13 protein-coding genes are annotated in these 26,423 nt (G+C 53.6%); 4 read left to right on the forward strand and 9 right to left on the reverse strand.

Going from position 1 to position 26,423, the window contains the following annotated elements; all coding sequences use genetic code 11:
• The first annotated feature begins 17 nt into the window (after positions 1-17).
• The 4 genes from ACFE8Q_RS20775 (at position 18) to ACFE8Q_RS20790 (ending at position 12,072) form a co-directional block, all read left to right on the forward strand.
• Positions 18-3,113, forward strand: coding sequence for a SusC/RagA family TonB-linked outer membrane protein (locus ACFE8Q_RS20775; protein WP_375447357.1), 3,096 nt, complete (start codon positions 18-20; stop codon positions 3,111-3,113).
• Positions 3,114-3,190: 77 nt separating this feature from the next.
• Positions 3,191-4,768 carry a RagB/SusD family nutrient uptake outer membrane protein gene (locus ACFE8Q_RS20780; RefSeq protein WP_375447358.1) on the forward strand — a complete coding sequence of 526 codons (1,578 nt, stop codon included), beginning with the start codon at positions 3,191-3,193 and terminating at the stop codon, positions 4,766-4,768.
• 338 nt (positions 4,769-5,106) lie between these two features.
• Positions 5,107-8,484: a VCBS repeat-containing protein gene (locus tag ACFE8Q_RS20785; RefSeq protein WP_375447359.1), complete on the forward strand. Its 3,378-nt coding sequence runs from the start codon at positions 5,107-5,109 to the stop codon at positions 8,482-8,484.
• A 174-nt stretch (positions 8,485-8,658) separates the two neighbouring features.
• Entirely contained in the window at positions 8,659-12,072 is a 3,414-nt protein-coding gene (locus ACFE8Q_RS20790; protein ID WP_375447360.1) for a VCBS repeat-containing protein, read from the forward strand.
• A gap of 26 nt (positions 12,073-12,098) precedes the next feature.
• On the opposite strand, the gene ACFE8Q_RS20795 is transcribed toward ACFE8Q_RS20790, so the two are convergent.
• From ACFE8Q_RS20795 to ACFE8Q_RS20835, 9 genes are all read right to left on the reverse strand, one after another.
• Complete coding sequence (locus ACFE8Q_RS20795; RefSeq protein ID WP_375447361.1) at positions 12,099-13,385, reverse strand: serine hydrolase; 1,287 nt, start codon at positions 13,383-13,385, stop codon at positions 12,099-12,101.
• A 13-nt stretch (positions 13,386-13,398) separates the two neighbouring features.
• Entirely contained in the window at positions 13,399-15,174 is a 1,776-nt protein-coding gene (locus ACFE8Q_RS20800) for a hypothetical protein (RefSeq protein ID WP_375447362.1), read from the reverse strand.
• A gap of 96 nt (positions 15,175-15,270) precedes the next feature.
• Positions 15,271-16,890, reverse strand: a complete 1,620-nt coding sequence (locus ACFE8Q_RS20805) for a RagB/SusD family nutrient uptake outer membrane protein (RefSeq protein WP_375447363.1) — start codon at positions 16,888-16,890, stop codon at positions 15,271-15,273.
• Positions 16,891-16,910: 20 nt separating this feature from the next.
• On the reverse strand, positions 16,911-20,306 hold the full coding sequence (locus ACFE8Q_RS20810; RefSeq protein ID WP_375447364.1) for a SusC/RagA family TonB-linked outer membrane protein: 3,396 nt from the start codon (positions 20,304-20,306) through the stop codon (positions 16,911-16,913).
• 113 nt (positions 20,307-20,419) lie between these two features.
• Positions 20,420-21,505 carry a FecR domain-containing protein gene (locus ACFE8Q_RS20815; protein ID WP_375447365.1) on the reverse strand — a complete coding sequence of 362 codons (1,086 nt, stop codon included), beginning with the start codon at positions 21,503-21,505 and terminating at the stop codon, positions 20,420-20,422.
• Positions 21,506-21,569: 64 nt separating this feature from the next.
• Positions 21,570-22,187: an RNA polymerase sigma factor gene (locus ACFE8Q_RS20820; RefSeq protein WP_375447366.1), complete on the reverse strand. Its 618-nt coding sequence runs from the start codon at positions 22,185-22,187 to the stop codon at positions 21,570-21,572.
• A gap of 15 nt (positions 22,188-22,202) precedes the next feature.
• Positions 22,203-22,970: a cupin domain-containing protein gene (locus ACFE8Q_RS20825; protein WP_375447367.1), complete on the reverse strand. Its 768-nt coding sequence runs from the start codon at positions 22,968-22,970 to the stop codon at positions 22,203-22,205.
• A gap of 169 nt (positions 22,971-23,139) precedes the next feature.
• Positions 23,140-24,651, reverse strand: a complete 1,512-nt coding sequence (locus ACFE8Q_RS20830; RefSeq protein ID WP_375447368.1) for a glycoside hydrolase family 32 protein — start codon at positions 24,649-24,651, stop codon at positions 23,140-23,142.
• Positions 24,652-24,709: 58 nt separating this feature from the next.
• A complete protein-coding gene (locus ACFE8Q_RS20835) occupies positions 24,710-26,422 on the reverse strand; it encodes a RagB/SusD family nutrient uptake outer membrane protein (protein WP_375447369.1) in 1,713 nt (570 codons plus the stop codon).
• Between the last annotated feature and the right edge of the window lies 1 nt (position 26,423).

Raw genomic sequence — 26,423 nt, forward strand, 5'->3', positions numbered from 1 at the left:
AACAAGTCAACCGTTTTATGAACGACAAACCCTACTCAACAGTGGGTCAGGTTGTTGATTCCAGCCACAAGCCGGGAGCCAACACATCTGCTAACCTATGGAAAGCAGTACTCTCACTGCTCATGCTCTTCACTGTTTCCTTCGCCTTTGCCCAGGAAGCGACCGTTTCCGGAAAGGTAACCGACGGAACAAGTAGCCTTGGCCTGCCGGGTGTTACGGTACAGATTAAAGGACAAACGCGCGGTATAACCACCGATGCTGATGGAAATTATAGACTTACCGGCGTTGGCCCTACGTCGGTGCTGGTATTTAGCTCAATTGGGTACACGCCACAGGAAGTAACCGTGGGTAGCCGACAAACGATCGATGTTTCACTGGCCGAAGACAACAAAACGCTGGGCGAAGTGGTGGTGGTGGGTTATGGTACTCAACGCGCAAAAGACGTTACTGGCTCGGTGGCTACGCTGGGGCCCAAAGACTTCAACAAAGGGGTGATCACCTCACCAGAGCAACTATTACAAGGTCGCGTTGCGGGGGTGCAGATTACGCCAGCCAGTGGTGAGCCAGGTGCGGCCAACAACATCCAGATTCGGGGTGCGGTGTCGCTGCGGGGTGGTAACACGCCTCTGTATGTAATTGATGGTGTGCCACTTGATGGAGGTGATTTCAGCAGTGGTACACCCGATTTCGGTACGGGTACCACAACGGCCCGTAACCCACTGTCATTCCTGAACCCAAGCGATATCGAGAATATTTCGGTATTGAAAGATGCCTCGGCTGCCGCTATCTACGGGGCTCGTGGTGCCAACGGCGTTGTGTTGATCACAACCCGGAAAGGAAAGGCCGGTGCGCCGCAGTTTAATTTCTCAGCATCGGGCGCGGTCTCTTCATCCCTGAAGAAATATAACCTGCTCTCTCCAACCGACTTTCTGGCGGGTGTGAAAGCCGCCGGTGGCGATCCCACACTGAGCACCGTCAATGGGAAGGCGAGTACCGACTGGCAGAATGAGATTCTGCGTACCAGCATCTCGCAGATATACAACGCCAGTTTTGGTGGAGGTAACGACAATACCCGTTACCTATTCTCACTGGGTTATCAGGATCAGCAGGGTCTGGTAAAAGGCACAGGACAACAGCGGATCACGGGCCGTATCAACGCATCGCAGGATATTTTCAACAAAAAAGTAACGCTGGCCGTGAACGCAACTACGTCGAACGTGACGGATCAGTATGCCTTGACTGGTAACCAGGCTGGTGCATTGGGCAACTTGTTTGGGGCTATGATTGGCGCTAACCCAACGTACCCAGTATTCACAAATAGTGCCGATACAGCCTACTATCAGCTAGCCGGTGGCGCTTATCGGAATCCGCGGGCGATGCTCGATTATTACCATGACTCGGGCGTAACAAACCGTACACTGGCTAATATCAGTGCTACCTGGAACATACTGAATGGGTTGTCATTCAAAGCGAACTTTGGTGTCGATAATTCCACGTCGACCCGGAAAACATCGATCGATTCACGGTTGAATGGTCAGTTTACAGTACCACTTGGCTCAGTAACCAACCAAGTATACGCTGATACTGTATCTAAAGTGGGTGGTGCTGCCTATATCAATAGCCTGAACCGGTTATCTAAACTGGTTGAGTATACCCTGAATTTCAACCGGAAACTTGGCCCAGGTACGTTGGATGCTGTAGCTGGGTTTGCTTACCAGACGTTTGGCACGAATACGAGTTATCTGGCTGCCAGCCGTTTTCCATTTAATCAGTCGGCTATTTCGTATACTGACAATATTGGTGCGGCAAACACACTGACCGGAACCGCTATTGGGGGTGGATCGTCTCGAAATCAAAATGACCTGCAATCGTTCTTCGGTCGGGCTAACTACAACTTCAATGAAAAGTATTTGCTGACGGCCACGATACGGGTCGACGGTTCGTCGCGTTTCGGGATCAACAACAAATACGGTACCTTCCCATCGTTGGCAGGTGCATGGCGCATTTCGCAGGAAAGCTTTATACCAAAAGGAATTTTCGACGATCTGAAGATACGGGCCAACTATGGTATTGTGGGTAATCAGGACTTCACAGGTGGGGCGTCGAAGATTATTTACACGTATAATAATTCTGGTTCGCAGGTTCAGCAGAATAACCCAAACCCTGATCTGAAGTGGGAGCAAAACACCACGACGGGTGCCGGTATCGACTTCAGCGTATTGAAAGGCCGCCTGTCTGGTTCGATCGACTACTATCATCGGGCCGGTTCCAACACCCTGCTACAGGTGTTCTACGCACAGCCTGCTCCGGTTAACTACAAATGGATTAACCTGCCGGGGCAGATCGTCAGCCAGGGCATTGAGTTGAACCTGATTGGTCAGGTAGCCCAAACACAGCAATTTGGCTGGGAAGCTGTGTTTAACCTAACCACGCTGAACATTGAGGCGCAGAACATCGGTACAGACCAAATCGTTGGTGCTATTAGTGGTCAGGGCTTGTCGGGTGCTTATGCGGAACGGATTACGAGTGGCTATCCGCCATTTGCCTTCTTCATGCCTACGTTCACCGGCTTTGATGTCAACGGAAATTCGACGTATGCCGATGATCGCAAATCGTCATATCAGGGAAGCCCGTTTGCCAAGCTACGGTTAGGCTTAACCAACAACTTTACGTTCGGTGCCTATACGGCCAGTTTGTTTATCAACGGGCAGTTTGGCGGCAAAATCTACAACAACACGGCTAACGCTCAGTTTGCAAAAGGCGCGCTTAAAAACGCCCGCAATGTTACGTATGAAGCGGCCAACACCATAGAAAGCGGGTTAAATGAAAACTCGGTGTCGACGCGCTTCCTGGAAAGTAGCGACTACGTTCGGATTACCAACCTGACGCTGTCACGCCGGTTCGATCTGCCTAGCGGCGGTTTCGCCAAGTCGCTGTCGCTGTCACTTACCGGTCAGAATCTGTTCATCTTCACTGGGTACACAGGCCTGAATCCAGATGTGAACACGGTGACCTTCAACGGTAATGGTAACGGTATTCCATCACTTGGGATCGACTACACGCCGTATCCAACTCCACGTACAGTGACACTGGGGTTAAATGTAGGATTCTAACCAGCTAGCAGGAATACTGGCTCGTACGTATCGATACATACGAGCAGGTATCAACAGAACTTTTTTAATCTAAGAATATGAAATTCTCAACATATAGAACCATTGGTTTGCTGACAGCCACCGTCCTGATTGGCGGTGCGGGCATAAATGGATGTACCAACCTCGACGATAAAGTGTACGGGGCCTTGTCGTCAACAGATGCGCGGCCAGGGGCCATCAAACTAGACCCAACGGCAACCTTACAAGGTGCTTATCAGGCCCTGAATCCACTGGCAACAAACCAGGGCAACACGTATGCCATGGAAGAGCACTCGTCTGATGAAATGATGGGGCCAACGCGTGGAACGGACTGGGATGACTCCGGCCGCTGGCGTCAGTTGCATCAGCACACTTGGAACTCATTGAATGACCAGATCCTGGGTGCGTGGAATGACCTGAACACGGGCGCGTTCCGAGCATCTCAAGCTGTTTATGCAGCCGGTTCAAATACGGCTTTAGTGGCACAGGGACAATTCTTGCGCGGCTTTTTTACATCATATGTAGTTGACCTATGGGGTCGGGTTCCGGTCCGCCTGGCAACAGATGCCGCCGACTCTAATCCACAGGTCCTGAGCCGTCAGGCGGCGTCTAATTTCGTAATCAGTGATTTGCGGAATGCGTTTGCTACGCTACCAGCCTATACGAAGGCTACGGCCAATGTGGCTACCAAGGAAGCGGCCGCGGCCATGCTGGCTAAGATATACCTGAACAGAGCCGTGTATAACCAGAATCCGGCTAGTCCAGCGGGACCATACACCTTTGCTAAGGCCGACATGGACTCGGCTATTTACTTCGCCAACCAGGTAATTGCTACCGCAAAATTCTCGCTGGTGGCGAAAGGAAAATATTTCGACAATTTCCACTGGGAAAACGATCAGCGCTCAAACGAACTGATTTTCACGATTCAGAACAATGCGACAGCCCAGCCAGGTAGCGTACAGAACCGGTACTTCATGACTGAGCACTATAATCAGTATATCGGTGCCTGGAATGGGTTCACAACGCTGGCCGATTTTTATAACAGTTTTGAAGCGGCCGATGAACGTCGGTCTGCCCAACCAGCAGACTTGACCCCCCTTACCGGGCTGACGGCAGGGTTTCAGGTCGGTCAGCAATTTGGGCCAGGTGCTATACCGCTCAAAGACCGCAGTGGAAACCCATTGGCTTTCACCCCTCAGGTGAATATTAATTCAGCCAGTGAGATACAGGGTATCCGCGTCATCAAATACCTGCCTAACCCGGTTACCTACAATAACCCGACGAATGACTATGTCTTCCTGCGTTATGCCGACGTGTTGCTGATGAAAGCAGAAGCTATTGCGCGGGGTGGCACCGACCCACAAGGGCAGACTGCCGCTACGATCGTCAATAACTTACGCACAACGCGGGGTGCTACAACGCTCAGCACCGTTGATCTGCCAGCTATTCTGGCCGAACGTGGTCGTGAACTATACTGGGAAGGCTGGCGCCGGAGCGATGCCATTCGCTTTGGTACGTTCCTCAACCCGGTTGATCAACGCCCAACAAAATCGCCCGATACGGCTGTACTGTTCCCATTCCCACAACAGGCAATCGACAGTAACCCGAACCTGCAACCACAAAACGCAGGGTATTAAAATTAGCCAGGGATTACGTATACAAAAAGACCGCTACAGACCCGTAGCGGTCTTTTTGTATAAAAAGAACGATTGATCCCAGATCGTTGATATGTAGGGGCGGCCCCTCGTGGGCGCCCACTCCCGGACGCGACAGCGACCGCCTGATAAACGCAGCCCTTTCAAATCGTCTCTACTCTGAAATGCCATGCGAACCTTGTGGAAGTATCAAGGTTCGCATGGCATTAATACCCATTATCTCCATAAACGTACCGTTTATTGGCCGGTCGCTGGCACGACCGATTCGGCGAGGGCCTGCCCCTACATATCAACCGTTCGATTAGTATCTTTACGTACCTATGAAACCTGCCGTATTTCTACTACTCTTTATCACTTGTCTTGGATGTGGCAACGGAAGTACGTTGTTTGAAAAAACCGACCCGGCGCAGACCGGTCTTTCGTTTGCCAACATGCTGCAGGAAACCGAACAGGAGAACATTCTGGCGTTCGAGTACTTCTACAACGGCGCGGGCGTAGCCGCCGGCGACCTCAACAACGATGGCCGTGCCGACCTCTATTTCACGGGCAATCAGGTGCCCAACAAGCTGTTTCTGAACGAAACAGAAACCGGAAAGCCGCTAAAATTCACCGACGTTACCGGCAAGGCACAGGTGGCCGGACGGACAGGCGGCTGGAAAACGGGCGTTACACTGGCCGATGTAAACGCCGACGGCTGGCTCGATATCTACGTCTGCTACTCAGGTATGCGCCCCGATTCGTTGCGCCGTAACCAGCTATTCATCAACACCACCAACGTACCCGGCAACGTACCTACGTTCGTAGAACGTGCTACAGAATACGGTCTGGCCGATTCGGGTTACTCGGTGCAGGCCAACTTCTTCGATTATGACCTCGACGGTGATCTCGACTGTTTCCTGATCAATCATAACCTGAAGAACTACCAGCGTAAAGAAGCCGCCGTGATGCGCACCGAACGTGACTACAACGCCGGCGATAAGCTGTTTAAAAACTTAATGAGTGAAAGACAGAAAGAGCAAAAGAGTGCCAGCACTAATTCACCAGTTTCAGTAGATACTCATTCACTATTTGTCGACGTCAGCGAGCAGGAAGGCATCAAAGGCAATCCGCTTGGGTTTGGCCTTGGTGTATCCGTAACAGACGCTAACGGAGATGGCTGGCCCGATGTGTATGTGGCCAATGACTTCGTAGAAGATGATTACCTCTACATCAATCAGCGGGGCAAAAATGCCGCCGGTAGGGGGGCCGCATCCCCTGCCTTTCGGGATGAACTGCGCGAGCGGATCGGACACACGTCGTACTCGGCAATGGGCGTCGATATTGCTGATGTGAACAACGATGCGCTGCCCGATATTTTCACGCTCGATATGCTGCCGGAAGATAATGCCCGGCAAAAACTACTGATCTGGCCCGATAGCTGGCAGGTGTATCAGGCGCAGTTGCAGAACGGTTTCTGGCATCAGAACATGCGCAACATGCTTCAGATCAACCAGCAAACGCCGGGCGGGTCGGGCCGGTTTGCCGAGGTGGGGCAACTGGCGGGTGTGTCGGCCACCGACTGGAGCTGGGGCGCACTGCTGGCCGATTTCGACCTCGATGGCCGCAAAGACCTCTTCGTGAGCAACGGCCTCGGCCGCGACCTGACCAACGCCGATTTTACCAAGTACCTCAGCGACGAAGAGCAGATGCAGAAAGGCACCTCGTTGCTCGATCAGTTGAAGCAGATGCCCTCGACACCAACAAAAAACTACATCTTCAGAAATGTGAGCGGGCCGCAACCCGATAGCATCTCGTTTCAGAACCGGCAGAAAGAGTGGGGTTTCGATGAAAATACCCGCTCCAATGGCTGTGCCTATGCCGACCTCGACAACGACGGTGACCTGGACCTGATTACCAACAACCTGAACGAACCCGCCCGCATTTACCGGAACACCCAACGCGACCAAAACGAGGGCCACTTTCTGAAAATAAAACTAAAAGGCCCTGCCGAAAACCCATTCGGCATTGGCGCTACGGTAACCATCGAAAACGGTGGACAAACCCAGACGCAGGAAAACTACCCGACACGCGGCTACCTGTCGGCGAGTCACGATGCCCTGCTGTTCGGGCTACCCGACGGCGGAAAAGCCCTGACCGTTCAGGTACGTTGGCCCGATGGACATACCGACAACGTACCCAACCCGCAGGTCGACCAAACCCTCATCATTGATTATCAGAAATCCCGTCCGGGACCTGCCCTGTTGCCAACCATCTATCCGGCACTGTCTGACAAGCCCCTGTTCAGCGAAGCTGCTGCTGCCGTGAACTGGACACACACGATTGCCCCCGTCAATGATTTTGAACGGCAGTTGATGTTGCCCATGCAGTATTCATACACGGGTCCGCGTATGGCGGTGGGCGATGTCAACGGGGATGGGCTGCCCGACGCGTTTGTGTGCGGCACGCCCGAAAAGCCAGGTACGTTGCTCATCAACAGCGGGGCGGGCTTTACAACAACACCGTTGCCCCCAGCCGCTGCGCTCCGCAAAAATACCGCCGCCCTGCTGGCTGATTTTAACGGCGACAAACGCCCCGACCTCTACGTAGTCAATGGCGGCTACAACTTCCGCGACTGGAGCGATTTGCCCGATCAGCTTTGGCTCAATGAATCGGGGAAGCTGGTGCCGGCCACGTTGCCCGAAGACAAAATCAACGGCTCGTGCGCGACGGTCATCGACGTAGACCGCGACGGCGATCTGGATGTGTTTGTGGGGGGGCATGTGCGGCCAAACCGGTTTCCGCTGGCCGACGAAAGCATGCTGCTGATCAACGATGGGCGCGCGCATTTTACGCCGAAATCGCTGGGTAAGCTGGGCCTCATTACCGACGCCACCACCACCGACGTAAACCACGACGGCTGGCCCGATCTGGTTGTAGTGGGCGAATGGATGCCGGTGACGGTGCTTGTAAACGCGCATAACCAATCATTCACCCAATCGCCCATTCAATCCTTATCGGGCTGGTGGAACCGCGTAGAAAAAGCTGACCTCGACGGCGATGGCGATGAGGACCTGATTGTCGGGAACATTGGCCAGAACACGCAATTCCGGGCCAACGTGGCCGAACCGGCTTCGCTTGTCTATGAAGATTTCGATCAGAACGGCGTCCTCGATTGCTTCATGACGTACTACATTCAGGGAAAGCCGTACCCCGCCCATACCCGCGACGAAATTGGCGATCAGGTGACCAGCCTTCGCCGCACATTCCAGACCTATGCTTCGTACTCCACCGCTACGCTCGACCAGTTTTTCGACCCGTCGGTGCTACAAAAGGCAAAAAAGCTTGACATCAACGAAACCCGGTCGCTCGTATTGGAAAACCGGAATGGCGAGTTCATTCCGCACAACCTGCCGCCTGCTGCCCAATATGCGCCCCTCTACGCCATTTTGGCCGACGATCTGGATCATGACAACAAGAAAGACCTGGTGCTGATGGGCAACAACTCGAAACTCCGTCTGCGATTGGGTAAAGTGGACGCGAACTACGGTCTGGTACTCCGAAATAAAGGCAACTTCCAGTTTGAAACCCTGCCCATGACCAGAACCGGCCTGTTCGTCAACGGCGACATCCGCGATATAAAGCGCGTAGGAACGTACCTGCTGATCGGCGAATGCAACGGCCCGCTGAAAACGTTCACCGTAAGTGGCTTCGTACAATAATGGTTGCTGGTCCGGGCTGTAGTGGCTTTTTGCTGTGGCTGTAGGCTTCGCGCTGTCGGTTGCTGTTAGGTTGCTCTCGCTGGGCCCTTCGACAGCAACCGACAACAGCGTCAGCCACAGCAACCCATAACAAAAAGCAACAAGTAACACATCACCCAATCGTCTGTCAATTCATTGAAAAGAACGCAATACATCCTCTCACTCCTGATTCTCTCCGTTGGCTGGGGCTGTAGAACTACGCCCAACGAGCCGAAGCTGTTCGAAACGCTTGATTCGGCCAGGACCGGCGTGACGTTCGTGAATCGCCTTACCGACACGCCGCAACTGAACATCATCGACTACCTCTACTATTATAACGGCGCGGGCGTTTCGGCGGGTGATATCAATAACGATGGCTTGACCGATCTGTATTTCGTCTCAAATCAGGGGCCGAACAAACTATACCTGAACAGAACACAACCTGGCGGACTTCCACATTTTCAGGATATTTCGGAAACCGCGCGTGTAGAAGGAAACGCCGACTGGCAAACCGGAACGACGATGACCGACGTAAATGGCGACGGACTGCTCGACATCTACGTTTGTGCGGTCAGCGGGTTTAAAGGCGGCGGTAACGTACCTACTAAAGGGCGCAACGAACTCTATATCAACAATGGGAATGGCCCAGAAGGCATCACCTTTACTGAATCCGCCGAAGCCTATGGACTGGCTTTCGCGGGCTTTTCAACCCAGGCTGCTTTCTTCGATTATGACCACGACGGCGACCTCGACTGCTTCCTGCTCAACCATGCCGTTCATTCCGTCCGCTCGTTCGATAAAGTCACCGCCCGCAATCAGCCCGATTCGTTGGCGGGCGATTTCCTGTTCGAGAATAAAGGCACTGGTAAGCCTTTTCAGGATGTATCGGAGAAGGCTGGCATTTTTCAGGCGCCGATGGGCTACGGGCTGGGCGTGGCCGTGGCCGATATGGACAACGACGGTTGGGAAGACATCTACGTCTCGAACGATTTCCATGAAGACGATTACCTGTATCGGAACAATCGGCACGGTGGTTTTGTGAACGTAGCACCGCAGCAACTGGCCCACACCAGCCGCTTTTCGATGGGAAACGATGCCGCCGATGTGAACCACGACGGCTATGCCGATCTGGTGACGCTCGACATGTACCCGGAAGACGAAACGGTAGAAAAATCGTCGGCCGGCGAAGACCCGCTGGATATTTACACCTACAAGCTGGCCTATGGCTACATGAACCAATATAGCCGTAACTGCCTGCAACTGAATCAGAAAGGGCAACGATTTGCTGAGGTAGCTGCCTTGTCGGGTATTGCGGCGACCGACTGGAGCTGGTCGCCGCTACTGGCCGATTACGACCTCGATGGGCAAACCGATCTCTTCATTGCAAATGGTATCGTTCGCCGCCCCAACGACCTCGATTACGTCAAGTACGTATCCAGCGACTCGGTACAGTCGGCAATGGGTACGTCGGCTGAGGCGCTGCAAAAGACAATTCAGATTATGCCGACAGGCAACGTGCATAATTACCTCTACCGGGGAACGCCCGAGTTGCAGTTCCAGGACAAGTCGCTGGCCTGGGGATTCGACGTACCCAACTGCGCCAGCGGAGCCGCTTACGCCGATCTGGATAACGACGGCGACCTTGATCTGATCACCAATAACCTGAACGACCCGGCCGGTATTTACCTGAATCGGGCCAACGTGCTGTTTCCGCAACATACGTACCTGAGCGTGCGCTTACAGGGCATTGGGGCCAACACCGCCGGGGTGGGCGCGAAAGTTATTCTGCGCTATGAAACAGGCGGCGATAGCCTACAGATGCAGCAATTGATGCCGACACGTGGTTTTCAGTCGTCGGTAGAGCCGCGCCTGAATTTTGGCCTGGGCACGCGTAAAACGATTGATTCGCTGATCGTGATCTGGCCAAATCAACAGATGGAGATGCGCACCAACGTACCTGCCAACCAGCAACTGGTACTGAAACAGGCCGACGCGAAACTCGACGGTCGCGGGTATGTCATTGCTCGTTCGGGCCGCGCGAAGGCAGACCGATTGTTTACAGAAGCGTCTGATTCTATGCTGGTTCCGTATCGGCATCGGGAAAATTTGTCCTATCTGGATTTTTCCCGCGAATCGCTGATGCCGTTCAAAGTCTCCACCGAAGGTCCCCGTTTGGCGGTGGGCGATGTGAACGGCGATGGGCTCGACGATGTGTATGCAGGCGGGGCGCGCAACCAGCCAGGTACGTTGCTGCTGCAAACGCCATCCGGCCGGTTCGTAGCCAGTCCGCAACCCGCTATGGCGGCCGACTCAGCATCCGAAGATGTCGACGCCCTCTTTTTTGATGCAGATGGCGACCGCGACCTGGATATATACGTGGTGTCGGGCGGCAACGAATTTTCCAGGAATGACCCGCCACTGGCCGATCGGCTCTATCTGAATACCGGCGGGCAATTCAGCAAATCGACGGGGTTACCTCAACTGGCGGGTAACAAAAGCTGTGTTCGTGCCGCCGATATTGACGCCGACGGTGATCTGGATTTGTTTGTAGGTGGGCGTGTAGTGGCGAATCACTACGGCCAAACGCCCGATTCGTACCTGCTGATCAACAACGGGAAAGGCCAGTTTATGATCGAAACGGATCAACGTGCGCCCGGCCTTCGTCAGGCAGGCATGCTCACCGATGCCGTTTGGGCCGATGTCAACAACGACCGTCAGCCTGATCTGGTTGTGGCGGGCGATTGGATGGCTCCCCGCGTTTTCCTGACCCAAAAAGGTAAGCTTACCGAAGTCGACAAACTGTTTGGAGACGTACCTATGGCCGGTTTCTGGCAATGCCTGGCCGCGGCTGATTTCGATAAAGACGGCGACATCGACCTGATGGCGGGTAATCTGGGCCTGAATACCAAGTTTCGGAAAGGCCCCGACGGACAGTTGCGCATGTGGGTGAAAGACATGGATGGGAACCAAACCACCGATCAGGTATTGGCCTACAAACGGCTGGGAAACACCGGCGACTGGTTTCCGGTAGCCACGAAAGACGAACTCGGAAAGCAGATGCCGGGCATTATCAACAAGCGGTACGTTGCCTACAGCAGCATTGCCGGAAAACCTGTTTCAACTATCTTCACTGCGTCTGAACTAGTCGATGCCGACGAGCGCACGATTGATCAGTTTGCGTCGGTCTACCTCGAAAATACGGGCAAAAAAGGTGAGCCGCCTACGTTCCAGGTACGTTCCTTACCGTTGTTGGCGCAGGTGTCGAAAGTTTTTGCCCTAACCCCCTTCGATGCGGACGGCGACGGTGATCTGGACGTATTGGGCGGCGGTAATTTCTATGGCGTAGGTACGTATCAGGGCCGCTACGATGCCAGCAGCGGCTTTGTTTTGTACAATGAAAAGGGCCGTTTCACGGCTCCGTCGCCTTATGATACTGGTTTTGTGCTAAACGGCGAGATTCGTTCCATTGTACCGGTGCAAGGCCGTAGTGGTCAGTTTGTGCTGGCTGGAAGAAATGGGGGACGGGTGCAGGTTTTTCAAACCTATAAAGTCAAAAAAGAGACCTTATAGGTTGAGTGATACCCTCCAATCTCCCACTAATTATCCACCTCCGTCACAACGGGCCGGTCATCTTCCTGCCGCTTTTCGTAGCGGACTTTAAAACGGGATAAGTTGGGTTTATATGCCCGTTTTCGGCGTAGCTCGTGCTGGTAGATAGTCTGGCCCAACTGGTAGAGAAACGGCCAGCCAACGGTGTCGTACTCGTATTTGTCGTCGTTTAAAATCTCGTCGCTGTTCGCGTAGATCACCGCCGTAAGCATGTATTCGACCTTGTTCCTGAAGTCGGCGACGTAGGATGCATCAGTCAGAAAACCGTAGGCCCACCCTACTTTGTTGAACACGCGCAAGCCGTCAGGAAGGTGGTGCAGACTGTCGCGGAAGAAGAATTTAGCGTAGCTGTCGTAGAATTTCTGACCGTCGTACTTCGGGTAATTCGTCTCGCCGGGCGCCTGCGACAAGTACTGGTAGATAAACTGGTAATCGTTGGCAGTCAGGTTGAATCGCTGTTTCTCCGATACTGATTCCGGGAATAATGCCGATTGCAGGATCTGTTGCAGCGATTCGAGCGGGAGTTTGTTCCGCGTGGTAAAATCGAAGGGCTGCTTCACCAGACTGTCGCGAACGTAATACCCTTTGCCGAGGCGGGCTGGGCGGCGAAAATCGAACGGATCGGTGTTGTAGGCGGCGGGCTGAGTGTAGAGCAGCGTACCATCGGCGGCGATGAACCGAACGGGGTTGGTGTGGCGGTTTTCGTCGGCTGTCATCCTGACAAAGCGGTGCGTAATCCGCGTATCGGGATAGCCTTTGGCATGTAACGAACGGTTGATCTGCTGTTGCCCCACAAACTCGTACATGCGGCTGTAGGGATCATTTTCGCTCACCAGGAAGGCTTTTCGGATGAGATGGGCCACGGACGGATAACCCGATTGCGCGGTCTGGTCGGTCCACTCCTTCGTCTGTCCGCTGAAGGCACTGTCGAACTGCATGGCGGTGAATTTGGTCACCTGCGGCTTGTTCAGCAAGTTCAATTTTTCCAACGACAGTAACGCCAGCGGCAATTTCACCGTCGAAGCGGGGTTGAAGTAGTCGGTGCTGTCGACCCGGAAATAGTAATTGGTAAATGAGGGTCGGTTGGCCTTGTCGCGGTTTATCTGCGTGTAGATGATCTGCAACCGGTACTTCTCGGGCTGTTGCATCACCTGCCGAAAAATGGGGCTGGTATTTGTGTTCAACAGGTTAGCCAGGTACGTATCTGTGCGGGCCTGACCGTAGATTGGGAGCGTGAAAAAATAAAACAGGAAGAAAATCGATGACTGGCGCATGGCCAAATATAGGTTACTCAATCGTAATCGTGTGCTGAAACGGCGTAAGGCCGGTCATGTACACGTGTATGCCGTTGGTTCGGAGGGTGCCGAAGTGGGTAGCGTACAGTTCGCCTTCCAGGCCTGTGAGCTTTGCGTGGCTGAAAACGCCCGGCCCGAATTTGATCGAGTCACCGCCGAATGTGTATTCAGCAGTGCCGTTTTCCAGCGCGTAATTGTCGGTGCCATCGTCCACTTTTTTCACGCCGGTTAAGCGCCCGCCTTCCCTGAAGCAGAACTCGAGCACCACGTGTACGCCTGTAATGCCGGTTACATTGATAGCCAGGGTATTCGCGCCGTTGGCTTCCTCAACGCTAACTGTGACGGCCAGTTTGTTGATATTGCTCTTGGGTCTATGCTCGAAATCCATCTTGTTCCAGAACCGGCCATCGGTGCTTGGGCTGTGCTTATAATTGCCGTCGGCCTTTCTGTACGGCGCTGGCAGGGGCTGGTAGTACGGTGCTTCGATGGTGCGTGTCAGCACATACGTGTTGCCCACCTTCGCAATGCCTTCGCTGTGGAAGTAGCCCGTACTGAAAAAGTCGGTCGACAGACGTAAGTAATTCAGGATGGCCTGTCCCTTTCGGAAAGCGAAAAAGTTGGGACTGTTGGCTCGACCCGAGGCGATAATCAGCGGAAAATCAGTGCCGCCAAACAGCGTCGTTGTCGTGTCGTTCCGGCGGATGCGGACCAGACTCGTTTCCTTGAAAAAACGCTCATACGTTACTGGTGGGTTTTTCGGGCTGGGTACCACCTGTTTAAAAAGGGGTTCTTCGAGGTAATACGCCAGCAGGTCTTTGCCAATCAGTTCATCAAAACCCGGCATCGACTTAATAAACTCCGCCATAGCCGCGAATTCAGGATTGTTGTCATGAATGGCCATGAATGTATAATCCTGAAAATAATGGTGATTCAGTAGGCTGATGGTCTGGTACTGATCCTGCCGCCGCGAATCGTTCGACACAAGATCGCCGTTTGGTTCGGTGTGGTAATAAACGAGGTTCAGGTTCCTCCGGACGGGCTCCAGCAGCTTTGGCCGTTTCAGCAGGCTGGCCATCGTGATCAGCGACCGGTCGATCACTTCCGAATAGATCATGCTTCGTTCGAGATAATTTCCTTCCCGATCGCAATAAACACCTTCCGATAGCCACTCGTCTATCCGCTTAACGTACCCGGCGTTGGGGTAAAGGGCGTTGATCTTGGCCAGTGCGCCCGATACGACCCATCGATGATTGGGCGTATGGATACCACCCGTTTGCAGGGCTTCACCCGCCTTTACGATGAACTGTTTCAGCAGTTTTTTTACGTCGGTGAGGGCGGCACTGTCGTTTACGTTCAGGATGGTAGCACCGGCGCAGAGCGGTTCCATGATAAAAGCGGTGTCGGGCGGTGAGGCCAGATTGCCCAGATCGAGGGTGCCGTCTTCATGCTGCGCTTTTATCAGCGCCCGGACGATCTTTTCCAGATAAGGGATCAGTTCACTTTTCTGGTAATAACCCGACGTTGGTTCGCAGTAGGCAGCGGCCAGATTCGCCATATCGAACCCCAACCGCCGCCGAACGCTGGTGACCTCCGGCGTCAGGGCTTTGAGCACGTTAGCCGTTTCCTTATTGTTGGCGGCCACAATTCGTTTATAGAATTCGTCTGCGGCGGGTGCCGGGGCGGCCAGCGTGGCGTAGGGTGCCAGGCCAGCGAGCGTACCATATGCAATGCACTGTTTTAGAAAAAGCGCTCTTGATAGGGTGGGCATGCGTGTGTTGAGCAGGGGAAGTGGGTTTTTGTTGGGCAACTAGTACTGACGCCTGTCGAAGGGACAGGCGTCAGCAATTACGCGGAAGTTATCACCTCAGTAACCTGGATTCTGGGTCAGGGCTGGGTTCACGGTAAAGGCACCCGTTGGAATGGGGAATATGCGCTTATTGACGTCGGCATCTGTTTTGAACCCCCACTTTCCTTCAAACTTGCCGAACCGGATCATGTCGTTGCGGTGCCAGGTTTCCCAGGCAAACTCGCGGCAGCGTTCGGCGTAGATGTCGTCCAGGGTCACGCTCGTCAACGCGGGCGACGTAGTTCGGTTTGACCGGAGCAGATTCACCAGCGACAACGCCGTTTGGCCCTGCGTAGCGGCGCCTCCACGCAGAATCGCTTCGGCTTTCATCAGAATGATATCCGAGTAGCGGAACACAGGTACGTCGTTATTTTGGTTCCGCGATGTTGAGGAGGCATCGGGGAAGAATTTGACGTTTCGGTAGCCCATATTCCAGGCAATCTCGTCGTTGCCGCAGTCGTATGTGGCCACATCCTGACGCAGGGTAATGTCGGGCGTCAGATTCACCTGGTAGGTATACGCCGCTCCGCCGTCCGAACCGGCGTAGGTCTGGTCATATCCTTTTTTGGTGGTGGTTACGGTGATGGGCGTCACGCCGTCGGCCAGAAACTGCGGGCCGGTGAGCCACTGTGCATTCCGAATATCGTTGGGGTCTTTGAAATTGACGTAATATTCGGGGAGCGTGCTTTCGGGGGCGCTGGGTGTAAACGGCAGGTTGAATCGCTTCGTGTGCGAGCGGGGTACATCGTAGCGGGCGTGGTACATGTTGCTGTTCGTTCCCGGCAACGCGCCCGCGGCGGGGTCATACGGAATGGCGAAGATGAATTCCTTCATCTGTGGGCCATTGTTCGGGTAGAACATTTGCAGATACGTCGACCGGGATTCGATGGAATACAGGCCCGAGTTGATCACGCTGTCGCAGGCGATAACGGCGTCGCTATAGCGCTGGGTGCCGGTATAATATTCCGAATTCAGGTACATTTTGGCCAGCAATGCGAAACCCGTGAATTTGTTGGCACGGCCGTAAATCGCCTGCCCTGATGCCCGGCTCAGGTTTGGTAACGCCGCTTTTACTTCCGATTCGATGAACTTGAATAGTTGAGCCCTGGGTACGTTCGGGTGCGGGGTGAAATCACCGTAGGTCGTGTCGATGGGTACGTTGCCATACAGGTCCATCATCATGAAATAGGCCATCGCCCGTACCATCTTCAACTCGGCCAGGTTCATGGGCTTACCAGGTGTAGAAGCAGGAATTGTCGTATTCAGAATAGACATGGCCTGGTTGGTGGTGCCAACTACCAGCGATAGCCAGTTCCAGGTGCTGTTTGTCCAGCCGTGGTCTTTGTTCCAGTTGTGGTAGTGCAGCATGCGGTAATTCTGGTTATCGAACCAGTTGCCACCCCGGGCGGGCAAAATGGCCTCGTCGCTGCTCAGCGACTGCATAAACCAGTAATCGAGCGAGAAATTGCCCCGCAAGGCCGCGTAAGGCGGACCGGATGCCTGAATGAACTGCGATGTATTCTGGGGAAAAATGTCGGGTGTTAATGAGGTTGTAATGGGCACATTAACATCGTGGCAGGCCGAAAACAGGTAAGTTAGCAATACCAGTAACGTGCCGAAGGAGAGATGCTTTTTCATTGGTTTTCCTGGCTAATAGGTTAGAATGACACGTTTACACCCAGAAGGAATGTCCGGGTTTTGGGGTAGAAGTTGTTCGAGTCAACACCCGGCGCAAGCCCGCCCTGATTCACTTCGGGGTCAATGCCTTTGTAGCTGGTAATGACAAACGCGTTGTTTACCGAGGCATATACCCGAACGGTACGGATGTACTGGCTCAGGTTTTTGAGCGTATAGCCCAGCGTGGCGTTATCGAGGCGTACGTAGCTTCCATCCTCGATAAAGCGGCTTGAGTATTTGAATGAGTTGACATCCGTCGCTTTTTCGTCGGCCACATCCACGAGTATGTTGGTAAACTGGGCTGTGCTCGGCCGGAAGAGATCGGCGCGGGTGGCGTTGAATATTTTGTTGCCGAATACACCCCGGAAAAACACATTGAGGTCCAGGTTGCCGTAGCGCAGGGTGTTTGTCCAGCCTATCAGCAGCTTAGGCTGCGGACTCCCCAGGTATTTGTAATCGGCCCCGATAGCGGGCGTGGTAGTCAGGTTTCCGTTGCGGTCGATGTACTGCGAAACGCCTTTGTCGTTCTTCCCGGCATACTCGAGGGTGAAGAATTGCCCTACCGGCCGACCCGCTTTCAGAATCTGGAGGGTACTGCCCGTTTGTCCGCCGCCTTCAGGCTGGGTGATTCGTACCGAGTCGCCACCAACGAAAAGCGGGTTAGTCAGGCTGTTGATCTTATTCTCGTTATGCGCCAGGTTGAGGCCGGTTGTCCAGCTAAATTTACCGGTTTGCACTGGCGTGGCGTTCAGGCTGAGTTCAACGCCTTTGTTGCTCATGCTACCGCCGTTGGCAATAATGCTACCGGCAGGCACCAGCACCGGGTTGACCCGGTAGGAATAGATCATGCCGGTGGTTTCTTTGTTATACCACTCCAGGGTGCCGCTTACTTTGCCTTTCAGAATGGTGAAATCGAGACCGAAGTTGGTCGTGGCCGTTTTCTCCCATTGCAGGTTCGGGTTAGCCGCCTGCGTTGGTCCGTAGGCGGCGGTCTGTACGCCGTTGTAGTAGTACGTACCCAGGCTACCCGAAATAAACTGCGCTGTGTAGGCATTGAAACCCGACGAGTTGCCCGTCACCCCGTAGCTGGCCCTGAATTTCAGGTCGCTGAACAGGTTCTGGTTCTGCATAAACTTCTCCTGGTCGATGCGCCAGGCTACGCCCGCTGCCGGGAAATAACCCCACTGGTTGTTACCACCAAATACCGAACTGCCATCGCGCCGGATCGAGCCCTGCACCAGGTATTTGTTCTTGTAATTGTAGTTCAGGCGGGCGAAGTCAGAGATCAGGCGCGTTTCCTGGTAGATACCATCGGCCCCAAAATTGATCCGGTAGGATGAAATAGCATAGGGGTTACTCAGCGCGAAATTGTTGTAGCCGATATTGTCGACGGGGAAGTTTGTGCTCGACGTCTGGAAACCGTCGCCCGAGATATTGCCCTGCCACGAATAGCCCACTACGGCGTTGATCGAGTGGTCGCCAATCTCTTTGTTCCAGGTCAGAAACGTTTCCAGCACCTTGCGCGTGGTCTGGTAGGTGTTGCGCAACGCCGACCCGTTGGTACCGAAGTTCAGCAGGCTGTGGACGAGCGGCGGGTCGGGGTTATTGTAGAAGTTGGCGCTGTTGTACTGCGTGTAATAGCTGGCGTACGATTCACCATGTAGCGAGGTGTTGTTCTGGTACGACAGGTTGATGTCATACGAAAGGCCGAACGGTAATTGCACCTGCGTAAACAGCGACCCCACCAGGTTATTGTACTTCGTGTTGTCTTTGGCGTAGTTGATCATCGCCGCCGGATTGAAGTAGCCCGTATTCTGAAAATTCTCGAAGTACGAACCGTCTGGATTCGTCACCGGCGACACGGGCAGGTGATTCACCATTTGCAACAACACGTTGTTCCGCAGTGGTGTGTTGTTGGCATTGCTGTTGGAGTTGGTAATGTTCAGCCCAAACTTCACCTTGTCGTTAAAAGCCATCTGTTCAACGGCCAGGCGGGCAATAACCCGGTTGAGCGAGCTACCCTGCAAAATACCCTGCTTGTCGAGGTAGTTGATGCTGGCGCTGTAGGTGCTGTGGTCGGTGCCACCGCTGATCGAGATATTGTGGTTCTGTGAAATGGCGGTGCTGCGCTGAACGGCGTCCTGCCAGTTGGTATTGGCACCCAGATCATCTTTAGGAGAAAAGGATTGTCCGTTTGCCGTTAGAAACGCCCGAAGCTGTGTGGCATCCATCATATTCAGTTTGCTGGATACTTTTTCCATGCCAACGTACCCACTGTAGGTAATCTGGGCCAGCCCTTTCTTGCCGCGTTTGGTGGTCACCATGATCACGCCGTTGGCGGCCCGGTTTCCGTAGATGGCAGTCGCAGCGGCATCTTTCAGTACATCGATTGAAGCGATATCGTCGGGGGCAATGATCGAAATATCGGCACCCGGCACGCCGTCAATGACGTAGAAAGGGCCTTGCGAGCTGTTGATCGTTGAAGCACCGCGCAGAATCACGGCGGCGGGCGCGTTGGGGTCACCGTTGGCCGAAATGTTCAGGCCGGGCACTTTACCCTGCAACAACTGGCCTACATCGCTGATGGCTCCCCGGTTTAGTTCTTCCGGCTTAATGGTGCTCACGGCGCTGGTCAGGTTTTTCCGCGACTGCGTACCGTAACCCACCACCACCACTTCGTTCAATTGCTTGTTATCGACGCCCAGGGCGATGTCGATCGTGGTGCGGCTGCCAACTACGATTTCCTGCGTGGTGTAGCCGATAAACGATAACACCAGCGTAGTACTGGCGTTGTCGTACTGTTCAGGAATGGTGAGGCGGTATTTGCCGTCGCCGTCGGTGATGGTGCCGAGGCGGGTTCCTTTCAGCACTACGCTAACGCCGGGAAGGCCGCTGCCATTGGCCCCGTCGGTCACGCGGCCTGCGATCGACCGGTCGGCTACCGTTTTGGCCTCCAACTGATTCACGGATGACTGGTTACCGCCAGAGCCGTCTCCTGTTGCGCTGCTCGTAGCCGGGTTTTTAAACAACGCAATCTGTTTGCCTGACAATTCATAACCGATACGAAGCGGAGTGAGCAGTTCGCTCAACAGGGCCTTTAACGTACCTGAACGCGACGTCAAGGCCACGCGCTGATCGGCCTGAATCTCTTTCGGATTGTAAATGAACCGCACACTCGTGCTACGTTCCAACTGAGCCAGTGCGCTTTTCAGGCTGGTGTTGCTGGCTTTAATCAGCACCTGCTGATCGAGCACTTCCTGCCCGTTTGCCACGTGAGCCAGCGTGGTGCTCACAAACAAACTAGCGATCAGCAGTTGAGAAACCGATAGTTTCATGAGTCGGATCAGAGACGGGAATTTACTATAGAGTTTATCCATGAGGTTAACTTGTTAGTTACTCACGGATAGCAAAGCAGCCAGACAGATACTGTATGACGTGTAATTATTTTTATAAATTCTTTTCAATATCTACCAGCTACACTCAAATATACTCATCTATTATCACATCCAAGACTATGAATAATGATCTGACCGTCGACGATTTCGTAGGTTGAGCGCGAAATTCGGCAGACCAGATTTAGCTTTTCAAACAGCGATTCACCGGAGAGGTTCGCCGTGATGAAACAGTTTTTAACTGTAATAGGGTCATACATGACCGTAAGGCCATAGGTGTTTTCAAGTTGCTTAAATACTTGAGCAATAGGTGCTTCATCAAAAACATACTCGTTCACTTCGACGGCATGAAGCACGATAGGCTGCTGCACCACCGATTTTACCAGCCGGTCTTCCTGCTCAATAAAGGCCACTTGCTGATTGGCCGTTAACACCACCCCGACCGATTCATTCTTCTGTAACTGGCGCGCCTGCCGAATGTCTTTCCGCGTGTAGACCGAAACCCGCCCCGAACGTACCTCTACGGTTGCGTTTTTCCCTTCGGTAGTGACCAGAAACGACGTACCCAGCACCTGCGTAGAAATCCGATCGGCGTGAACCCAGAACGGACGTTTCGGATTTTTGGTGATACTAAAGAACGCCTTACCGCTCAGATACACTTCGCGTAGACTGGCCGCAAACTGTTTGGGGTAGCGCAACCGGCTGTTTGGGTAAAGCGTAACCACGCTCCCATCCTGAAGCGTCAGGCTCTGGGGCTGCGGTTGTGAGTTCTCTACCTCGTTGAAATTGGCCACCAGCACCGGACTGATTTCGGCAAGCCGATCCTGGGCGTCCGTATCTGCCCGATACGTGAGGAATACGTACCCCAATCCGACCACGAGCAGGATCGAGGCGGCAATAGCAAGTGTTCGCCCTACCCAAAATGAACGTACCTGCTGCTTGTGCTGCTGAACAATGGCGGTCGACAACTGAATAAGTTCGTCGTCGGGCAAAGCCGTATTTTTTTCTTCCAGCGCGTACAGAAAAGACCGGGCCAGTTGTACTTTCCCGGCCACATCGGGATGAGCATCCATCCAGGCCGACCAGAAAACGTCGCTTTGCGGATCCCGATGAATGACCCATTGCCGGAAAAGCTCGTCCTGTGTGAAGTCTTCAACGCTAAATTTCTGGTAATCGGGATTCATGATACGTCTGCGTCAGGTTGGTAATAGATGGCAGAAAAGATGCCTGGATACTTGTTTTTAGGCATTATTTAGAAAAAGACATACCTACCATTGCCGTCAGCAGGATCAGGCCGACCCAGTTTTCGCGAAAACTTTTAAAGGCCACCTGCAACAAATTCGATACCGACTGCGGGTTAACATCCATAATAGCCGCAATTTCGTCGCGTTCCAGGTTCTGGTAGAAACGCAGGTAGATAACCTCGCGCTGCCGTTTGGGCAGTTTGTTCAGGGCGTCGGCAATACGGTGGGTCGTTTCAGCCAGACTTTCCTGCTCGATCATCGACCACTCGGGCGAAAATTCCACGAAGCCTCCTTCGTTTTCCAGATTCACCGAGTCATCGTCTTTCAGAATACGTTGCCGGTACCCTTCGCGGATCACTCGCTTCCGAACGCAGCTCAGTAGGTACGCCCGCACGCTGTCGGGCGTGCTGATGCGGTCGCGACGGTTCCAGATTTCGATGAATACTTCCTGTACGCAGTCTTTCACGAAATCTTCGTCCTGCACGAATTTATAGCCGTAGTTCTGCAATGGGTTGAAGTAGCTCGTCAGCAGTTTACCAAAGGCCAGTTCACTCCCGTTTTTCAACTGCTGCCAAAGTTGAATGTCGGTATTAGCCGTGTATGGAGTCGTACGTGATGCCATAGGTAATGGAGAAACTTACTCGAACTGAAAGGCAAAGTACGTGCAGGGTTTCCGGCCGTTGTTGGTAATGTTGTGGGGTACGTTCGATTCCAGGTACGTTAGATCACCCGTCGAATTGGGAATGAGCCTGCCATCGACGCTCGATTCGGCCTCGTTGTTCACCATGATCAGCATTTCGGCGGCCCGGTGCGTGTGGGGCGGGTGGCTGGCCAACCCGTTGTTCAGCGTCGTCACGTGCATTTCAAACCGTTTTGTCATGGCCGTAGCCCGGTCGAACATACGTCGGATACCGCCTTTGTCGTGGGACTGAAACGGCACTTCGTTCCAGTCAACCCAGAACGAACCGCCTGCTTTTTGCCCCCGCGCCAGATCAACCGGGGCCTTCGACTCGTAGCGCATTACGTAATAGGTGGCCGGTACGTTACCTTTATTTTCGAAACCATGTTCATCGCCGGGCATCATCAGGGCAATGCTGTTTGGTCCCAGCGTTTTGGTTTTCCCGGCAATGGTCACTGTCAGTTCACCCTCGCGAATGATAATCAGCTCTTCATCGTCGTGTTTATGGGCCGGGTGTGGGGCCTGATGCGCCGCCAGGGTGGTGGTATGCACTTCAATATGCTTGAAATCCGTCGCGCTGCCTTCGAGTAATTTCCGCTGTTCGGTTCCCGGTTTCTTCACAACGGGCGCCTCTTTCCAGGCATACACAGCAGACGCGATCGGCTGCGCCACTGATTGGGTCATAGCTGCGAGCACAAAGAGGAGAACAATGAGGAAACGAGCCATAAGCAGTCAAGGGTTGGGAATACATTGACTTTCGCTGGCGTTGGATGTGGCTTCGCGCTCTAGGCCTAGAGCGCGAAGCCACATCCAACGCCAGCGAAAAATTCACAGGTACGTACCTCAAAGCCGTCATAGTCTATGAATCTAATGATCGGGCTATGTCAATAACGCCCTACTGCCCTGCCGCCGACAGCCTGGTAAAGGTCAGCCGGGGAATCGAGATGCCCGTTTCTGATTTGATGAATAGCTTGTTCAGGGGTTGCTCTGGAAAAACGATATCCGTCATCACGGTAAGTCCGCCGTCGGCAAACAGTTCCACAGAGGCTACATCGGCCAGTAAGGTCAGCGACAGATTATTGGCTGTCGATAAGCGCGGGGCGGTGTGCCGTTTGCCGAAGCCTTTCTCAAAATCCGTTTTGCCCGATTTCGACCGGTCGATGTAGTATGAATTCGTACTTTTCTCGTAGCCAATCACCAGTTCATCGCCTTGTTCATTGGCCAGCACAAGGCTGAAATCGCTGGTTGCGGGGGCCAACAGCGTGAGTTTAAACAGAGTTGTCTTGCCGGTTTTGGCGGTTAAATCAACCTGCTCCCGCACAGGTACGTTGGTCAGCGTGGTTGATTTGCCGTTCAGTTTGTCTAGCTCTTTTACTGGCATCGACGTTAGATACAGTTCTTTGCCTACCTCTTTCAAAGCCAACTCGCGCGGCACGGTGGTGGCACTGCGCCAGGGATCGGTAGGTACCTCGCGGGCGTATTGCCAGTTGCTCATCCAGCCCATCAGAATGGTGCGGGTGCCGGTGTTCGAGAACGTTACGCCCGCATAGTTGTCGGTGCCGTAGTCCATCCATTTTGTGGTGGTGGAATAGGGTTTGAAGGTTTTCCCGTCGAAATCACCCACGAAGTACTGCGTTGCCGAGCCGCCGTTTGGCCCACCGGGATTCATGCTCACCAGAAGCACCCAGGCTTTTTTGCCGTTATGGTTCATCGCCAACAGATCAGGGCATTCCCACACACCGCCATGAGCGCCCAGGTCGGCCCCGAATTCGCTTTCTTTGGTCCAGTTTTTCAGGTTTGGCGACGAGTAAAACGTGACGCGGTCTTTAGTAGCCAGCGTCATGATCCACTTTTTCTGCGGCTCGTACCAGCGCACCTTAGGGTCGCGGAAGTCGACAATACCGGGATTGGGTAGCACGGGGTTTCCGGCATATTTGGTCCACGTTTTGCCTTCGTCGAGGCTATAGGCGAGGCTTTGGTACTGAAATTTGTCTGATTTAGCCTTTTCCAGTTTCTGGTTGTGATGCGTGAAAATGGCCACTAGCGGTGCTTTTCCATTCGTCCCGAACCCACTGGTATTGTTTACGTCGAGCACCGCGCTACCCGAGAAAATCCAGCCCAGGCTATCGGGATACAGCGCAATGGGCTGCTCCTGCCAGCTTACCATGTCTTTGCTGGTGGCGTGCCCCCAGTGCATCGGGCCCCAAACGGTAGCGTCGGGGTAGTATTGAAAGAACAGATGGTACGTCCCGTTGAGGTACACCATTCCGTTCGGGTCGTTCATCCAGTGGGCTTTGGGCGTAAAGTGAAACTGTGGCCGGTGCGGCTCTGAGCCTGTTTTGACTTGCCCTATAGCCAGGTGGCTAAGGACAGCGAGTAAGACAATGGTGGTGAGTAGGTTTCGCATAACAGATGATAAAAACCCGCTGATGCCTTCCAACAAGGCATCAGCGGGTTGATTTAAATTAGAAGCCCGGATTCTGCTTGTAAAGCCCTTTGGTGAAGCTGATCTCCCGTTGTGGAATAGGTAGGTACTCATCCCGCCCCGCCGTGAACTTGGCCGTAGCCAGGAAAGGCCGACGTACTTTTTCCTTATCGATATAGGCATTCAGCGTTTTTTCGGCAATGCCCCACCGTACAAGGTCGAAGAAGCGAGGGCTTTCGGTCGCGAATTCCAGCCGACGTTCCCATTGCAGGGCCTTCCGGGCGTAGTCCTGCGTCCAGCCGGTGGCAGCGTACTCTTTCACGTTGTACTTTGAGGCGAATGTACCGTCGGTCTTCTTCAGTCGGCCCGTGCTGGCAGCCGCTCTACGGCGAATCTGGTTAATCACGGTCCGGGCTGGCTCCAGTTGACCTAATTCAATGTTGGCCTCGGCCTGCATCAGCAGCACATCATCGTAACGAATCACGTCAATGTTCTTCGATGAGCCAATGAATGGCCCTTCTTTATGGTACGATGAACTGGTGGCCAACTGTTGTTCTTTCATCGTGTGGAAGAACCCATACACACCCGGATCACGTACCCAGCTATTGCTGAACGGCTTCGTCGGATCGTATTTGTAAGGGTGGCCATCAATGCCAATTGTGTGGTCCACACGGGGGTCAACGGTATCAGTGTTGAAGTCCACATTCTTGTCGTTGAACGTGTCCATCAGCGGCAAACCGTTTTCGTTTGTTTTGTAAGCGTTGGCCAGGTTCTGGCTGGGGGCATGGAACCCGCAGCAGCCGTATTGCGGTGCGCCGTGTGGGTAGTTTAAGCCGGTAACGTAGCTCAGCCGACCAACTGCTGTACCATCATTGATCGAGTACTGAATGGCAAAAATAGACTCAGGTCCGTTCTCGGTTTCGGCAATGAAGTTCTCCGCAAAATCGGGCTGTAGGCTATACTGACCTGAACTGATCACCTGTTGGGTCAGGTTCACCACCTCCTGCAACCGCGTTTTATTGATTGTCGTCACCTGGTGCGTCTCGTTCTGTTCATAGGCCTGGAACAGACGAAGCTTGGCCAGATAGGCCGCCGCCGCCAGCTTGTTGGCCCGTCCTAGCTGCGTTTGTTTGTTGGGCAGATTGTCAACAGCAAACTGGAAGTCCTCAGCGATTTTATTCCATAGTTCATCGTTCTTGTACTTCACGTTCGACTCAGCCAGGATAGCCTCGCTCGACATATCCTCGGTAATGAACGGGATATTTTTGAACAGCATCTTCAACATGAAATGCGAGTGGGCTCTCAGGAAACGTACCTCAGCCTGACGTACTTTCTTCAACGGAAACTCAGCTTCAGTGAGCGCATTCAGGCTTTTCAACGCGGCGTTTGCCCGTGAAATGGCTTTGTAAAAATTCTCCCAGGTGAACGGGTGCATCAAGCCCATATCCGGCCGGGTGAGGTTATAATGTTCGTAGAAATCGACTTCTGCTACATCGCCTACGCCGCCCCCGCCTTTATAGGCATCGTCGGACCGAACGCTTCCGTACACCCACATGCTGGTCATGGGGCCAACCATGTCGTCATTGCCAACACCGGCGTAAGCCGCCGTGACAAGGGCATCGGCCCCGGATGCCGATTTTATGTTCTCTGATGACAGCAATCCCTGTGGCTGATAGTCGAGGTAATCTTTGCAGGAAGAGGTAATGAGTAGCCCTATGGCTACTAGTAATGAGGAGGTTAGTTTATTGTTCATG

It is taken from the genome of uncultured Fibrella sp. (genome assembly GCF_964250085.1).
In the GTDB taxonomy this organism is placed as follows: Bacteria; Bacteroidota; Bacteroidia; order Cytophagales; family Spirosomataceae; genus Fibrella.

What these genes read in the sequence shown, in the direction of transcription:
- ACFE8Q_RS20775 (WP_375447357.1), top strand. Translation starts at nt 18, where the DNA reads ATGAACGACAAACCCTACTCAACAGTGGGTCAGGTTGTTGATTCCAGC.
- ACFE8Q_RS20780 (WP_375447358.1), top strand. Translation starts at nt 3,191, where the DNA reads ATGAAATTCTCAACATATAGAACCATTGGTTTGCTGACAGCCACCGTC.
- ACFE8Q_RS20785 (WP_375447359.1), top strand. Translation starts at nt 5,107, where the DNA reads ATGAAACCTGCCGTATTTCTACTACTCTTTATCACTTGTCTTGGATGT.
- ACFE8Q_RS20795 (WP_375447361.1), bottom strand. Translation starts at nt 13,385, where the DNA reads ATGCGCCAGTCATCGATTTTCTTCCTGTTTTATTTTTTCACGCTCCCA.
- ACFE8Q_RS20800 (WP_375447362.1), bottom strand. Translation starts at nt 15,174, where the DNA reads ATGCCCACCCTATCAAGAGCGCTTTTTCTAAAACAGTGCATTGCATAT.
- ACFE8Q_RS20805 (WP_375447363.1), bottom strand. Translation starts at nt 16,890, where the DNA reads ATGAAAAAGCATCTCTCCTTCGGCACGTTACTGGTATTGCTAACTTAC.
- ACFE8Q_RS20810 (WP_375447364.1), bottom strand. Translation starts at nt 20,306, where the DNA reads ATGGATAAACTCTATAGTAAATTCCCGTCTCTGATCCGACTCATGAAA.
- ACFE8Q_RS20815 (WP_375447365.1), bottom strand. Translation starts at nt 21,505, where the DNA reads ATGAATCCCGATTACCAGAAATTTAGCGTTGAAGACTTCACACAGGAC.
- ACFE8Q_RS20820 (WP_375447366.1), bottom strand. Translation starts at nt 22,187, where the DNA reads ATGGCATCACGTACGACTCCATACACGGCTAATACCGACATTCAACTT.
- ACFE8Q_RS20825 (WP_375447367.1), bottom strand. Translation starts at nt 22,970, where the DNA reads ATGGCTCGTTTCCTCATTGTTCTCCTCTTTGTGCTCGCAGCTATGACC.
- ACFE8Q_RS20830 (WP_375447368.1), bottom strand. Translation starts at nt 24,651, where the DNA reads ATGCGAAACCTACTCACCACCATTGTCTTACTCGCTGTCCTTAGCCAC.
- ACFE8Q_RS20835 (WP_375447369.1), bottom strand. Translation starts at nt 26,422, where the DNA reads ATGAACAATAAACTAACCTCCTCATTACTAGTAGCCATAGGGCTACTC.